Raw genomic sequence first — 14682 nt, forward strand, 5'->3', positions numbered from 1 at the left:
GACCAGCGCTCCCGAACACCCTTCCGGGCCCTCGCGGCGCCTGTGGAGATGTCCGGTTGCAAGCGTGTCGCGGACATCTCTTACGACATTCGACGGATTGCGTCGCCATCTTCCATTTCGGCAATGCGGATTTGGGCTTCGCTCAGGCGCCGCGCGGGCTTGTCATCACGCTGTCCGGACGTGATCGTCCGGTTCACCTCCACGCGCAAACCTTCGCGGTCGCGTTGGCCCAACATGCGCTTCCTTGTGGCTTCAAGGTTCCGAGGCTGTCATGGGCGTGACTTCCTCCCCGCGCTCCATTCCAACTGCCTTCGGCGGTACCGTCTTCGTTTTTATTGACGTACGCGAAGAATTTTGAAGAACGACGATCGCCGGTTCCCACGGAAAAATTGCCGTCCGCATCAGACTCGATGTTGCATCTGCCGTCCAGGTAGCGTTTCCCGCCGACTTCGATGAGACACCGTCCTTGTCCCGATTCGCTGAGGCATTTTCCCTCGGAGCGCAGCGTGCAGGTCGCGCCCGCCGGCGAGGCAGCGACGAGCCAGAGAACGGAAAGGAGTTTGACGGCACGCATCGGTCATTCCTCCGGGCTGCAAGCGGTGAGTCCGATCTCGTTTTACTGCGACGAACCGGCAACAAAAATCGATACAGAAATGCGCCGCTCACAAGGGAAAGCGATAAATATTCCTGCAGAGACTATCCGGTTCGATCTCTCAGTCCCAGTGCGCGGCGGAGTCCCTGACCTCGGTCGGATCTCACGTCGTAGATGCGCCAGCCGTCGGGAGCGCGCTTCAGGCGATAAGTGATGCGCACCGCTTTGCGCGCGTTCCGGAATCTTGCTTGCGTAACGGCATAGTCACCCGTCATCGTGGCCGGGCTGATCACCAGGTTTGCGATGGTGGGATCCTGCGATTCCGTGAATGGATCAACATCGATTGTGTTGTCGCCGTTCGCGGCCTTTGCGAGGTCTCGAAGCCATGCCGCCGCGATCTCTTTCTCAAAAAAATGGTTGGCCGTTGACTTGTCCAACTGAAGTGAAAGCAGTTTCGGGCTTTTGCGTGAGCCCTCGTACTGGGCATAGACGGCTTGAACGGCAGCTTCCGGCGTCGCGAACTGGGCTTCGGAAACTGTCAACCCGGTGAGCAGCGTAGCCCCTGTTGCACATGCGAAGAGCGATGAGCGTATCAGAGCACACATCGCAAGCTCCTCCTGCCCGTCCCTTGCCGAGATCGCGGAAGCACCGCTGATCGAGATCTGGACTCTTGAAATCAGCGGGAGTCCCTGCGGGGAGATCAGGTCATGCTTCCTCAGAAATGATGTCTCGTCGCGGATCGTGCTCCCGAGCGTGGCGCCAGAGGCGGCCGCCGCTGCGGTGGCCATCGCCGGTCTTCGGCGAGGGTTCGGTTGCGGGCTGAACTCCGACCGGACACGGCGGTGACCGAGGACAGGATGATCCTGATCGCGCAGATCGAGAAGGGGGCGGGCGGCGATCTCGTGCGCGACCTGCTGGTCTTCCCGCGGTCGAGCCGGCCGGCTCGGGCCCCTCACCGCGCCGGCCCTGCCGCTTCGCTGCGCACGGGGCGGACCCGGCGGCCGCCCCGTGCGACACCCTCCGCACGGCCGAGCCATCGACGGGCCGCGGCCGGCTCCGTAAGGTGAGGGGGATCGGGAGAGGCGCGCGCGTGTCCGACAGTCGAAACCGCTGGCACGTGATCACGGGCCCGCCCTGCTGCGGCAAGTCGACGACGATCGACCTCCTGGCAGCGCGCGGCTTCCGGGTGAGGACCGAGGTGGCGCGCGCGCACCTGGACGAGGCGCTGCGAGCCGGGCGCAGCGTCCACGAGGTGCGCGCGAGGCCCGAGGAGTTCCAGGTCTCCGTGCTGATGCGCGCGCTCGCCGTCGAGCGGAGCCTGCCGCCGGAGGAGCTGATCTTCTTCGACCGCGGGGTCCCCGACAGCCTCGCGTATTTCAGGCTGCACGGCCTGCCCGAGGCCGATTACATGTCCCGCATCGCCGCCGCGCGCTACCGGACGGTCTTCTACCTCGAACCGCTGAGCGACTACGTCACGGACTACGCCCGCGTCGAGAGCCGCCACGAGCGGGACAGGCTCGCGGACCTCCTCTGGCGCGCCTACGCGGACCTCGCCTTCGACGTCGTGCGCGTGCCGGTCCTGCCCGCGCAGGAGCGGATCGACTTCATCCTGCGGCGGATCGCCGGAGCGGGCGACGGCGCGCCCCGGGCGGAGTGACCGCGCGGGCGGCCGCAGGGCCCCGCCCCACCCAGGCTTGAGCGCACGCAAACCGCAGAACAGGCCGGCCGAAACCAAACACCTCTCGCCCGCGTTGGGGGCCTACCTGTCATCACGGGCCGGGAAGCCTCAGCGTCGGAAAGGTGTCTGCGGATGATGTACCTCATGCGTGAGTCGTGTGAACTGATGCTCACGCCCGCCCGGATCGCCGCCGACCTCACGAAGCTTGCTTGCGAGAACCCGCTCAACCCTTTCACCTATACGGTCGCGGGCCGCTCGATCGCCGCCTCCTGCGAGATCTTCGAGCGCGCCACCCGCTCCTATCCCAAACCCGCCTTCGGCCTGCCGGCCGCGGAGCGGATCGTGTGGGAGCAGCCCTTCTGCCGGGTCATCGCCTTCGGGGAGCCGTCCGACAAGCCGAAGCTCCTCCTCGTCGCCCCGATGTCGGGCCACTACGCCACGCTGCTGCGCGGCACGGTGGCAGCCTTCCTCGACACCCATCAGGTCTTCATCACCGACTGGGCCGACGCCCGGCAGGTGCCGCGCGCGGCCGGGCGCTTCGGCCTCGACGAGTACATCGACGCCTGCGCGGCGATGTTCGCGGCGCTCGGGCCGGACCTGCACGTGATGGCCGTCTGCCAGCCCTCGGTGCCCGTCCTGGCCGCCATCGCCCGGATGGAGGCCGAGGACCACCCGGCCGTGCCGCGCGCGGCGATCCTGGTGGGCGGGCCGATCGACACGCGGCGCTCCCCCACGGCGGTCGACCTCCTGGCCCAGGAGCGCGGCATCGGGTGGTTCCGGCAGCACTGCATCCACCTCGTGCCGCCGGGCTATCCCGGCCACGGGCGCGCGGTCTATCCGGGCTTCCTGCAGCTCTCCGGCTTCATGGGGATGAACCTCGACCGGCACCTGACCGCCCACTGGGACATGTTCAACCACTTGGTCGAGGGCGACGGCGATTCGGCGTCCAAGCACCGGGCCTTCTACGACGAGTACCTCGCCGTGATGGACCTGACCGCCGAATTCTACCTGGAGACCGTGGAGCAGGTCTTCATCACCCACAGCCTGCCGAACGGCACCATGCGCCACCGCGGCGCGCCGGTCGATCTCGGGGCGATCCGCCGCTGCGCCCTGATGGCGATCGAGGGCGAGAAGGACGACATCACGGGCGTCGGCCAGACCCGCGCCGCCCTCGACCTCACCCCCAACCTCCCGGGCGACAGGAAGGCCTACCACCTGCAGGCCGGGGCAGGGCATTACGGCATCTTCAACGGCTCGCGCTTCCGGGCCGAGATCGTGCCCGAGATCTGCCGCTTCATGGCGGATCAGGCGGCGCCGCGCCCGGCCCCCGTCCCGGAGCGGGCGGACTGGATCGACCGCTCCGTGGCCCTCTTCGTGGTCAAGGCCCCGCCCGGCCGCGCCGCGGTCCCGCTCCGGCCCGTCTGAGCCTGGTCCTCAATGCAGCAGGGCGCGCCCCGGCACGGCGGCGCCCTGCGCGCCGGCAGGCGCGGTCAGGCCGGCCGCGCGGGCCTGCAGGTCCCCGAGCCGCCGCCGCAGCGCGCTCCGCCCCCGCTCCCGCTTGGCGCGCAGCTGCGCCAGGATCCGCTCCCGCTCCGCGCCCGGCCCGATCCGGGCCTCCAGGTGCTCGCACTCGATCTCGTGCGTGACCTCGACGTCCGCCAGCGCCGCCAGACGGCCTGCAGCGCGCCGGTGAGGCCGTCCAGGTCCGTCCCGGGGGCGCGGCGCGCCGGGCGGACCGACACCGTGGCCGCCTCGGACAGGTCCAGCCGGAGCGGCGGCCGCGTCGCCACCAGGATGGACGCGCCGGCGACGATCGCCCCGGAGCGGGTGCGAATCGGGGTCGCGCAGGGCATGAACGGGATCCGCGTGCCGTCCGGGCGCTCCAGCACCGCCCCGGCGTCGCGGACGGGGCGCCCCTCCCGCAGGGCCACCGCCATCGGGCAGAGCGCGAGGGGCAGGTCCGACCCGTCGGGCGCCAGGAGGCGCCACGCGCCGCACCAGCGCGCGGCCGATCTCCGGACGGTAGCCCCAGAGCGCCGCGGCGGCCGGGTTGTAGTAGGTCAGCCAGCCCTCGGCGTCGGTGGTGTAGACCGCCGTCCCGGCCCCGTCGAACACCTGAGCGATCGGCGGCTCGTCGTTCCAGTCGGACGTCATGCCCGCGTGTCCTCCCTGCCCCCCGACACCTGATCGGCGCCTCCGGCCGAGGAGCGGCTCCGCTTATCGTTGATCTTGACGGATCGGCTTGACTTGCGACGCGCCGCGCACGGGCCGCATTCACCCATGATCGTCCCGGACAGGCAATGGGACGAAAACGATCGGCCGCCGAGCCGCTCCCGCCGCCGTCGCCCGGTCCGGCCGGACTTGTCCCGGATCCGAGAACGTTCTCGGGCGCCGTCACATTGCAATCGATCGCCCCCGTACGGGCAGGTCTATGCCGACATCCGGATTTTCTCTCGCGTAGAGCTCATCGGGAGACCCAATCGACTGAGTTCCCGCCGCGCGGGAATCGCGGCGTCCCGCTGCCGAATGCCCGGGTCAGATTGCTGACATCATGGCATTCACCGGTCGCATGTGATAAAAGAGTTGTGATCATGATGACGGCTAGGCCTCCCAGGATGGCGGTGCTCGAGGAATTGCCATTTGGTGTAGATGTGAGCGAGAGCGAGGATTACCTCGTGATCGAAAAATCCGGCATCGAGCATGATAATCATAACTATATTGTGTCTGGGAAAGTGAAAAAGAAGAATAGAAGCGTGCTGGTCACGACCCATGTGGCGTCGTTCGAGGAAGCACTCGTCCTTGCCAAGCATCTCGCCGACAGGTTGGAGGCATCGCTGATCTACATACGGGACGACGCCCAGCCCTCGCTCTAGCTCGGATCCGCGCACGGCCGGATCTCCTCGGGCGCCGGCGGGGCGGCGCTTGGGCGCCGGCGGGGCCCGGACGGAGGCCGGCCGCGAACGGTGCGGCACCTCCGTACTCGGTCGCGCGCTTTGCCGGCGCGCCCACTCGGTCCCAATAATCCGCGCCGCGCGCCCTCGTCGGACCCCGCACCGGAGCCCGCCTGTCACCAGCGATCCTCACGGCAGCTGTCGACTAAATTGATACACTGCATCCTTTCTGTGCCGCTATGTCGTCGCGGATCTGGGTCCGTTAAGGATAAATTTAACACAGGATACCCAGATTAGGGCCTGAGATACAGATCACGGGCTCTTCGATGTCAGTCGGCTACGGCAATTCCCTGGTGCTCCGGGTGGCGGAGGACGCCTATCGGGGCGACGCGCTGGTCGCGGTGCTGGTGGACGGCGTGCAGGTCGGCGGGCCCCAGGCCGTCACGGCCCGCCGCGCGGCCGGCGAGTGGCAGGACATCACGCTCACGGGCGATTTCGGCGACGACCCGCGCAGGGTCGAGGTGCGGTTCCTCAACGATGCCTGGGGCGGCACGGCGGACGCGGACCGCAACCTCTACGTCGATCACCTGATCCTGGGCGGGCGCACCTACGAGGGCGAGGCGGCGAGCAACGCGGCCGGCCCGATGCTCGGCGACGCCGCGGCCCTCTACTCGGCCGGAACCCTGACCTTCGATACCGGCGTGCCGCCCGCGGCGCCGGTGCGCAGCCTGACGATCCGGGTGGCGGAGGACGCCTATCAGGGCGACGCGCTGGTCGCGGTGCTGGTGGACGGCGTGCAGGTCGGCGGGCCCCAGGCCGTCACGGCCCGCCACGGGGCCGGCGAGTGGCAGGACATCACCTTCACGGGCGCCTTCGCGCCGGATCCGCGCAGGGTCGAGGTGCGGTTCCTCAACGATGCCTGGGGCGGTACCGCCGGCGCCGACCGCAACCTCTACGTCGACCACCTAGTCCTGGACGGCCGGACCTATCGGGGCGCGGCGGCGAGCAACGGCGCCGGCGCGACGGTCGACGGCGCCGCGGCGCTGATGGCGGAGGGGGGCCTCGTCTTCGACACCAGCGCGCCCCCGCCCCTGCGCAGCCTGACGATCCGGGTGGCGGAGGACGCCTATCGGGGCGACGCGCTGGTCGCGGTGCTGGTGGACGGCGTGCAGGTCGGCGGGCCCCAGGCCGTCACGGCCCGCCGCGCGGCCGGCGAGTGGCAGGACATCACGCTCACGGGCGATTTCGGCGACGACCCGCGCAGGGTCGAGGTGCGGTTCCTCAACGATGCCTGGGGCGGCACGGCGGACGCGGACCGCAACCTCTACGTCGATCACCTGATCCTGGGCGGGCGCACCTACGAGGGCGAGGCGGCGAGCAACGCGGCCGGCCCGATGCTCGGCGACGCCGCGGCCCTCTACTCGGCCGGAACCCTGACCTTCGCTACCGGCGTGCCGCCCGCGGCGTCGATGCCGGTCCTCACGCCGGCCCCCCCGCCCGGCGGGACGGGCCCCGGCCTCTCCCTGCTCGGGGTGAACCTCGCCGGGGCCGATTTCGCCGCCGGCGCGCTGCCCGGCCGGCTCGGCACCGACTACACCTACCCGACCGCGCAGGAGATCGACTACTACGCGTCCAAGAACCTGAACGTCATCCGCCTGCCCTTCCTGTGGGAGCGCCTGCAGCCGGTCCAGGGCGGTCCCCTGAGCGCCGCCGAACTCGCCCAGATCGACGCGGTGGTGTCCGCCGCCACCGCCAAGGGCATGAAGGTGATCCTGGACCCGCACGATTACGGCGCGGGCTACGGCCACCTGATCGGCAGTCCGGAGACGCCCGACAGCGCCTTCGCGGATTTCTGGGGCAAGCTGGCCGGGCATTTCAGCGCCAACCCGAACCTGATCTTCGGCCTGATGAACGAGCCCTACGCCCAGAGCGCGACGCAGTGGCTCGGCTCGGCCAACGCGGCCATCGCGGCGATCCGCGCGGCCGGGGCGACGAGCCAGGAGATCCTGGTCCCGGGCAGCTACTGGGACGGGGCCCATAGCTGGGTGAGCAGCGACAACGACACGGTGATCGGGACCGGCATCGTCGATCCGGCCGGCAACTACGCCTTCGAGGTGCACCAGTACCTCGACGCCGACAGTTCCGGCACGCAGGCGGGCGTCGCCTCGCCGACGGTCGGCGTCGAGCGCCTGACGGCGATCACCCAGTGGGCGACGCAGACCAACAGCCGCCTCTTCCTCGGCGAGTTCGGCGTGGCGTCGGACCCAACCAGCCTGCAGGCGCTCGACAGCATGCTGGCCTACATGGACCGGCACGCCGTCTGGCAGGGGGCCACCTACTGGGCGGCGGGGCCCTGGTGGGGCGACTACATGTTCTCGATCGAGCCGACCGGCCTGGGCACCGCGCAGGTCACCGACCGGCCGCAGATGGACGTCTTGGAGAAGTACGCCCCGTGACGTAAGCTGCCCACCGGGCGGCGCCGCCGCCCGCGGCGCGCCCCCCCTCCGCGCCCGGCCGAACTCGACCCCGCGATGCCCGTCTCCCTTCCCCAGCACTTCTGGCAGGCCGTGCGGCCCGGCCTGTCGCCCCTTGGTCTCGCCCGGCTCCTCGCCGCCTCGTGGCGGCTGCGCCGGCTCGCCGGGGCGATCGGGCGGGCGCGGGAGGCGGGGGACGGGGCCGCCCTCGCGGCCCTCACCGCGCGCTGGGTGGCGCTGCACGAGGAGGCGGCGCGCCGCTTCGGGATCCCGGTCCCGGCGGAGGTCTACGCCGCCGAGGCGGCGCTGCGGACCTTCGCGGTCCGCGACCTGCCCCGCCTCGACCGCGAGATGCGCCGCCTCGCCTGGGCGGAGGCCCGGGCCGCGCGCGCCCGGGCAGCCGGGGACGAGCGGGCCGCGGCGGCCGCGCACCGGCTCGGCCAAGCCGCCTGCGACCGCATCTCGGCCCTCTCGCGCGAGATCGACGGCCGCTGATGCAACACTGCATCACCGGTTCGGTCCTGCCCACGCAGCGTGAATGGAAGCATAGGCTGGATTTCAGCGCTTCCGCACAACGCCCTTGACTGTGGTAGAGCTGTGTTCTGAACTGGATGATGGCCACAATTCAGCCATTCTGAAAGCCGTTGCCGGAGGGACGGCCGCGTGCTAGGCCTGAATAATACCCGTACAGGGCGAGACCGGCGCGCTGCGGGCCGCTTCGCCGCGTGGTTTTCGCGATGATTATGGTGGTATCTCTGGCAGGTGTCGCGGCGATCGGGGCCGTCATGGCGCGGTTCTGCCCGTGGTTGCCGATGCTCCTGGCGAGCGTGCTGCTGTTCCTCGGGGCCGCGATCGGCCTCGTGGCCTGGGGCGAGCCGCTCCCGACCGCGCTCGGCCTGGCCTGCCTGCCGGTCCTCGTGCTGCAGACCAGCTACGTGATCGCCGGACAGGTTCTGGAGGGCGCGCGGGCCGCCCTGCTCAAGGCCAACCCGGCGCAGAAGACCCTCGTCTCCCCGCACGGCTCGGCGGACGAGCCCCCCGGCCTGCACTGATCCGACGTCCGCCCGATCGGTTCATACGCCATCCGGTTGATGGCTTCGCCATCTCCGATTTCGGCCATGCGGATGTCGGCGTCGCTCAGGCGCCGCGCTCGCGCACGATCCCGGCTCCCGGCGTCCTGCTCCGACGGGCGCGGGATGGGCGTCGGACGGAGTCCCCGTGATCGGTCCGGCAGCGCCTGTCCGCGGTCACGGCTCCGCTTCCGGACCCGTTCGGGCCTGCCCGACCGGGGCGGAGACGGCGGAGTCCGGGCAGCCGGCGACCGGATGCTCAGAGCGGCGCAGCGTCCGGGCCCGGGCCCGCGGGCAGCAGCTCGCCGCCGAGCGGCGTGTCGATGGTGCAGACGAGGCCCTCGGGGCGGAAGTCCATCCGCACCCGACCGTTGAGCTCACCGGCGAGGGCCCTCTCCAGCATGCGCGTGCCGAATCCCCGGCGCGCGGGCGGGTGAACCGGCGGACCGCCGCGCTCCTCCCAGCGCCAGAGCAGCCGCCGGGGCGGATCCTCGGTCACGCTCCAGGCGACCAGGATCTCGCCCCCGTCGCGCGCGAGCGCGCCGTACTTGATGGCGTTCGTGACCAGCTCGTGCAGGGCCATCGCCATGGTAACGGCGGTGCGCGGCTGCAGGGCCACCGGCGGGCCGCTCGCCGAGACGCGGCCCTCGACGCCGCACGCCGTCGCCGCGGTCGCGACGATCTCGCCGAGGTCGGCGGCCCTCCAATGCACGCGCGTCAGCACGTCGTGAGCGTGCGACAGGGCTTGCAGGCGGCCCTCGAACGCCGATCGGGCGGCGCCGGCCCCCTCCACTTCCCGGAAGGTCTGCAGGGCGAGCGACTGAACGATCGCCAGGGTGTTCTTGACGCGGTGGTTGAGCTCCTCGACCATCAGCCGAAGCCGCCTCTGGTCGTCCGCGATCTGCTGCTGGGCCCGGCGCAGCTCGGTTGAATCGTAGTAGTAGCAGATCACGCCGAACCGGCCGTCGGGCAACCGCGTCCGCTGCAGCTCCCACTCGTAGCCTTCGGTGCCCGGCACGTCCTGGCGGGGCCGGTAGAAGGCGCGCGAGTAGAAGGGAACGCCGGTGTCGAGCGTGTCCCGGAAATGGCCGATGATCTCCTGCGCCACCTCCTCCGGCCAGAGGATCCGCATGGCCTCGGCGAAGGGGCGGCCGATCAGCGGGCGCACGTTGCGGAAGGCGCCGTCCTGCGAACGGTGGTTCATCGAGGCGATCGTGAAATCCGCGTCGACGATGTAGATCCCGAAGGGGCAGCGCTCGATGAGCTCGTGAAACAGCTCCTCCTGGCGCGCGGCGCGCGCCGTGGCCCGCGCCAGGCGCTGCTCCAGGCTCGGGCCGTGATCCGCCGGCGGCGGCTCTCGCCGATCCGGGGCCTCGGGTGCCCGCTTCGCCGGATCCCCCGCTTCGGGCTCGTCACTGCTCAAAGGTCACACCGGCCGGGCTGAGAACCGCACCGGAGGCTCCCTACCTCAAGTCGAGGCGGGGGAGAAACCGGATCCGCGCGGCGTGCTCGGCGGCCCCCGCACGGCCGATTCCGGCTCAGCGGGCGGGATCGCGGGCGTCCGCCTCCCCGCCTCGGCCCCCCGCGAGCGCCGCGAGCCGGCGCCCGAGGAAGTCCACCACGGCCTCCCGGTCTCCCGCCGCCTGCCGGTTCCAGCGCGCGAGGTTGTGCCGGGCCGCCTCGCGCGCCGCGCGCCGCCAGTCCGGACGGGCCAGGGCCGCGGCCACGGCCGCCGCCGCCGCCTCCGGATCGCCGATCGGAACCCGCAGCCCCGAGGCTCCGAGCACCTCGTGGAAGACCGGCTTGTCCGGCGCCACCACCAGGAGCCCGGCGAACTGCATCTCGAGCAGCGGCAGCCCCAGCCCCTCGTCGTGCGAACTCATCAGGAACAGGTCGAAGGCGCCGATTGCCCGGCGCGCCTCGTCGTCGTCGAGGAAGCCGAGCGGCCTGACATGGGGCAGGCGCGCCAGCGTCTCGGCCTCGCCGCCCCAGCCCGGCCGGCCGATGATCCGCAGCTCGACCGGGCGGCCGAGCCGGCGCGAGAGGGCCGCGCAGAGGGCGGCGGCGCCGGAGTAGTTCTTGCGCGGCTCGATCGTGCCCATGGCGCCGACCACGAGCGGCCGGTTCGGGTCCTCCCGGTCCCCCGCCCCGGCCTCCTCCGGGAGCGCGTCCGAGAGGGAGAAGACGTTGCGGATCGGCGGGCGGTAGAGCAGCACGGTCGCGTCCGGCCGGATCCAGGGCCGCAGGGTCGCGCCCGTCGTCTCCGAAAGGACCAGGAAGTTGCGGAGCCGTCGCAGCGCAAGCCGGAAGGGCGGCACCATGTAGAGCCGCGCGGCCCGGTTGAGCTCGTGGCGCCGCGTGAGCAGGAACAGGTCGTTGACGTAGAGCACGCTGCGCTCCGGCAGCGCCGCGAAGACCGGCGAGGGCGGGTAGCCGGAGAACAGCCACAGGCTGCGCGGATGGGCCAGGGCGGCGGCCGGCATCCGCAGCATCTGCTCCCAGATCATCGCGGGCCGGCTCCCCCGCGAGGTCCAGCCGGTCACCGGCAAGGGTGCCAGGGCCTCCTCGCTGAACAGCTCGCGGGTGATCCGCTCGATCCCCGAGGCGCGCCGGCTCAGATGGGTGCGGTCGACGACGAGGGTGGGGCGGGGGCCGAGCGGCAGGGTCGGGCCGCTCATGGGCGCATCCCGCCGCTCTCCGCCTCGCCCTCGCTCTCCAGCATGCCCTTGAGCATCCACAGCAGGGAGGCGGTCTTGATGCTGAGGAAGCCGTAGCTCACCAGTGAGTTGAAGGCCACGTAGAGGCAGAGCGCGTGCGCGTAGCGGATCTGTGCCCGGTTCCGGTAGGCGGTCGAGAAGGTGCAGTAGAGCCAGAACAGGGCGAGGCCGAGGAGCGACTGCGTCGTGATGATGTAGCTGACGCCGCTGTCGACCGCCTTGTAGATCAGCTTGTCCGAGAGGCCGAGGAACTCGGGCACGTCGTAGACGTGCAGGAGGTCGACCGTCCAGGCGACGCGACCCGGGAAGTCGTCGCTGCCGCCCGCGATCCCGGTCACGCCGACGAACAGGAAGGAGGCGACCAGCGCGCCCGGCAGGTAGAGGAGAGGCACCACCCGCGGCAGGAACCGCCACACCACGCTCACCAGCAGGATCGCGAAGAACGAGACCAGGGCGAGGCGCCCGTCGCAGGCCACCATCAGGAAGAAGTTCGTCGCCAGGAGGTAGGTGCGGCAGGATGGGCTCAACCGCTCCCAGCGCGAGAAGATGTAGGCCGCGATGATCACGCAATAGGCGCCGAGCGAGACCGGCTCGAGGAAGACCGACGAGACCCGGTGCGCGTCCATGATCTGGTCGGCGATGCTGAGGAAGCGCGCATCGGGCCGGGTCGCGCTCACGAACAGGTCGGAATCCGTGTTCCAGAAATTCTCCTCGGTCAGCCCGCGGGTCGCGATGAAGTAGTCCTTCACCCGGAACAGCGCCGAGTAGGCTTCGACGTTGAAGGCCTCGATCACCCCGAAGACGAACACGACGCTGTGGATGGCGAGGAGGTAGCGGTTCAGGTAGCGCGTGCGCGTGCACAGGCCGAGCATCATGAAGACCGGCGCGATCAGGATGTCGCGGAAGTACTTCACGCTCGTGGCCGGATCGACGGCCACCGCCCGCAGCGTCATGAACACGAAGAGCCAGGCGATCAGCGCGACCGAGAGCGTCATGCTCGGCCGGTAATGCGCCAAGGCGACGAGCAGGGCGGCGCCGATCAGCACGATCTCGGCCCCGATGACGATGCCGGGCGAGAGCCCGGTGACGTTGCCGTTCACGTAGGCGAGCGCGGCGTTGAACAGCATCCCCCCGGCGAGGATCCCGAAGGGGACGTGCTCCAGCACGGCGCCCCGCGCCGCCGCCGGGGCCGGGACGGGCCTGAGGAAGGAGGGCAGCGCGACCGCGTGGGTCGGGACGGGCGGCATGGCGGGGCTCCGGCGGGTGGGGCGGCGAGGGACCCGCGCGTCGGCGGGCCGGCACCCGCGGTCAGCGGGTCGGCACCCGCGTCAGCGGGTCGGCACCTCGGGCGGCTCCTCGGCCTGCAAGGCGACCTCGACCACGTCGCCGGGCTGCAGCTCGGTGTCGTGATCCGCCGGGATCCGGGCCGTCTTGCCGCCGGACCTGCGGAAGATCGAGATCTGCGGCTGGCTGTCGAAGCCGCGCACCAGCTGGGACTTGACCATTCCGGTGTAGCGCAGCTTCTCGCTGACCGCCTGGAGCCGGCTGCGGATCGCCGCCAGCTTGGCGGTCGAGTCCTGGATCTCGCGCAGCACCTCGAGGCGCCGGGTGTCGTCGACCCGCTGGAGCTTGCGGCCGAGATCGCCCTTCTCGCGCTCGACCGAGGCGAGGACCGCCATGGTCTGGAGGGCGCGGGTGGCCGAGAGCAGGACCGTGCGGCGCGCCTCGACGAGGCGCGGCATCGGCACGTTGCCGCGATCGAACAATTCCTGGTAGCGCTTGAGATCGTCAGTGTCCGACTGGACGCCTTCCTTCTCGCGCCGCTCCTGCTCGCTGAGCACCGAGGCCCGCTCGTTCTCCTTGGCGGCGGCCTCGGTCAGGTAGCGCTTCTCCTTGACGATGTCCTCGTTGCGCGTCGTCAGGATCGCGCGCTCGCCCTCCGAGAGCTCCTTCGCCACGGAGGGCGCGACGGGCGTCTCGATCACCGCCTTGCGGTCGAGCTCCCCCTTGCCGTCGAGCTCGGCCCGCAGGCGCGAGAGCCGCTGCTGCTCCTTGGCGTAGTCGATCCAGGCCGTGTTGTAGGCGTCGCGCAGGTCCGACAGCTGCAGGAACGGGTTGTCCATCTTGAAGCGGAGGATGTCGAAGCCCCCGGCCAGCGCCACGGTCTGGCGCACGGTCATGCCCGGCCGGTAGGGCTGCTCGCCCGGCTTGGCCACGTCGCCGTTCAGGTAGACCGGTCGATATTCCAGGATCGCGACGTTGATCTCGGAGGCCGAGAGGATCAGCGGAAATTCCCGGCCGTCGTCGGTGCGGCGGCGGATCTCCTTCGACGGCAGGAGCGACTGGATCTTCGCCCGCGCCTCGGCGAGGCTCAGCCCGGCGACCGGGACCTGGCCGACCAGCGGCACCGTGACCTCGCCGTCGCCGTTGACGACGCTCTTGGCCTTCAGTTCGGGCACCGCGACCGCCTCGATCGTGAGCGTGTCGCCCGGCGCGATCAGGTAGGCCGCCGCGGCGGGATGCGCCGCGAGGGCGAGGACCGCCCCCAGGACGAGGCCCGCCCTCGTGCGGGACGGGCGGCGCGGGGCCTGGTTCACCATGCGGGGTACTCCCTTTCGCGGCGCGTGGCGGGCTTCCTGCGGTCGTGCGACCGGCCTCGTCGCATTCCGGATCCCTCGTTCGGACGGGTCCCGCGTCGGGCGACCCTGATGCTGGACGGGTCCGGGCGGCCCGCGGGGAGCGACCGGACGCGGCGGCTGTCACAACTTCGATTGTGCAGTGCACAACCGAAGGGCGAGAGACGGCGAAGCCATCCCCCGCCGCGAACCGGGGCTAGAAGTCCCTTTCCCCCCGAACCGTTCCAAGAAATGCCGCGCGACACAAGAGGTATGCGGCTTCCCCTGCCCCCGCTGGACCAGTTCAAGAAGACGCAGCACCGAGGATGCGGCGGCCCGGCCTTTCGCCTATGCGAGACAGCACCCGTACTTCTCAGAGAATGCAAGAAACGGGCCTGTTCCACGAAATGTCGGGTCGCCGCCACCGACATCGGCGCGCATTATGCTTGCAAAGCAGAGCAGACATGCGAAAAATGCAAAGAGGCCGCGAGGCTGCGCCCCGTGGGGCAAGGCGGGGCCCGCTTCGCCCTCTGATAAGGCTTGCGAATCCAATCGTCCCGGATCCGGGGCGGTGCGACCGGCCCGGCGGGTCGGCCGCACCGAGCGCCGCCTTCGGCCGCTCCCGTCATGCTGAAATCACAACCC

General features: G+C 70.6%; 13 protein-coding genes. 6 read left to right on the top strand and 7 right to left on the bottom strand.

Going from position 1 to position 14682, the window contains the following annotated elements; genetic code table 11:
* Positions 1-193: 193 nt before the first annotated feature.
* Positions 194-574, bottom strand: a complete 381-nt coding sequence (locus M446_RS37985; RefSeq protein ID WP_168169120.1) for a hypothetical protein — start codon at positions 572-574, stop codon at positions 194-196.
* Positions 575-696: 122 nt separating this feature from the next.
* Positions 697-1380 carry a DUF3828 domain-containing protein gene (locus M446_RS34760; RefSeq protein ID WP_265576537.1) on the bottom strand — a complete coding sequence of 228 codons (684 nt, stop codon included), beginning with the start codon at positions 1378-1380 and terminating at the stop codon, positions 697-699.
* A 302-nt stretch (positions 1381-1682) separates the two neighbouring features.
* Here M446_RS34760 and M446_RS05050 point away from each other — a divergent pair, with 302 nt between their 5' ends.
* The gene (locus M446_RS05050; RefSeq protein WP_012331010.1) at positions 1683-2249 is read left to right on the top strand and encodes an AAA family ATPase; all 567 of its coding nucleotides are present in this window, start codon (positions 1683-1685) and stop codon (positions 2247-2249) included.
* 153 nt (positions 2250-2402) lie between these two features.
* On the top strand, positions 2403-3695 hold the full coding sequence (locus tag M446_RS05055) for a polyhydroxyalkanoate depolymerase (RefSeq protein ID WP_012331011.1): 1293 nt from the start codon (positions 2403-2405) through the stop codon (positions 3693-3695).
* A 9-nt stretch (positions 3696-3704) separates the two neighbouring features.
* On the opposite strand, the gene M446_RS34765 is transcribed toward M446_RS05055, so the two are convergent.
* Positions 3705-4424 carry a PAS domain-containing protein gene (locus M446_RS34765; RefSeq protein WP_265576538.1) on the bottom strand — a complete coding sequence of 240 codons (720 nt, stop codon included), beginning with the start codon at positions 4422-4424 and terminating at the stop codon, positions 3705-3707.
* A 461-nt stretch (positions 4425-4885) separates the two neighbouring features.
* On the opposite strand from M446_RS34765, the gene M446_RS05065 reads away from it, so the two are divergent.
* The 4 genes from M446_RS05065 (at position 4886) to M446_RS37990 (ending at position 8687) form a co-directional block, all read left to right on the top strand.
* Positions 4886-5143: a hypothetical protein gene (locus M446_RS05065; RefSeq protein WP_236728786.1), complete on the top strand. Its 258-nt coding sequence runs from the start codon at positions 4886-4888 to the stop codon at positions 5141-5143.
* 344 nt (positions 5144-5487) lie between these two features.
* Positions 5488-7617 (top strand): carbohydrate-binding domain-containing protein, encoded by a 2130-nt coding sequence (locus M446_RS05070; protein WP_012331013.1) that lies wholly within the window; start codon positions 5488-5490, stop codon positions 7615-7617.
* A gap of 75 nt (positions 7618-7692) precedes the next feature.
* Positions 7693-8130 (top strand): hypothetical protein, encoded by a 438-nt coding sequence (locus M446_RS05075; RefSeq protein WP_012331014.1) that lies wholly within the window; start codon positions 7693-7695, stop codon positions 8128-8130.
* Between the two features lie 290 nt (positions 8131-8420).
* Positions 8421-8687, top strand: a complete 267-nt coding sequence (locus M446_RS37990) for a hypothetical protein (protein WP_018262416.1) — start codon at positions 8421-8423, stop codon at positions 8685-8687.
* Between the two features lie 277 nt (positions 8688-8964).
* Here M446_RS37990 and M446_RS05085 read toward each other — a convergent pair whose 3' ends face one another.
* The 4 genes from M446_RS05085 to M446_RS05100 all read right to left on the bottom strand — a co-directional run bounded on the left by M446_RS05085 (position 8965) and on the right by M446_RS05100 (position 14022).
* Complete coding sequence (locus M446_RS05085) at positions 8965-10128, bottom strand: sensor histidine kinase (protein WP_012331016.1); 1164 nt, start codon at positions 10126-10128, stop codon at positions 8965-8967.
* 115 nt (positions 10129-10243) lie between these two features.
* Positions 10244-11383: a glycosyltransferase gene (locus tag M446_RS05090; RefSeq protein WP_012331017.1), complete on the bottom strand. Its 1140-nt coding sequence runs from the start codon at positions 11381-11383 to the stop codon at positions 10244-10246.
* Complete coding sequence (locus M446_RS05095; protein WP_012331018.1) at positions 11380-12669, bottom strand: hypothetical protein; 1290 nt, start codon at positions 12667-12669, stop codon at positions 11380-11382. The genes M446_RS05090 and M446_RS05095 overlap by 4 nt, the downstream gene beginning before the upstream one ends.
* Positions 12670-12750: 81 nt before the next feature.
* Positions 12751-14022 (bottom strand): polysaccharide biosynthesis/export family protein, encoded by a 1272-nt coding sequence (locus tag M446_RS05100; RefSeq protein ID WP_012331019.1) that lies wholly within the window; start codon positions 14020-14022, stop codon positions 12751-12753.
* Between the last annotated feature and the right edge of the window lie 660 nt (positions 14023-14682).

The organism is Methylobacterium sp. 4-46, from assembly GCF_000019365.1.
In the GTDB taxonomy this organism is placed as follows: Bacteria; Pseudomonadota; Alphaproteobacteria; order Rhizobiales; family Beijerinckiaceae; genus Methylobacterium.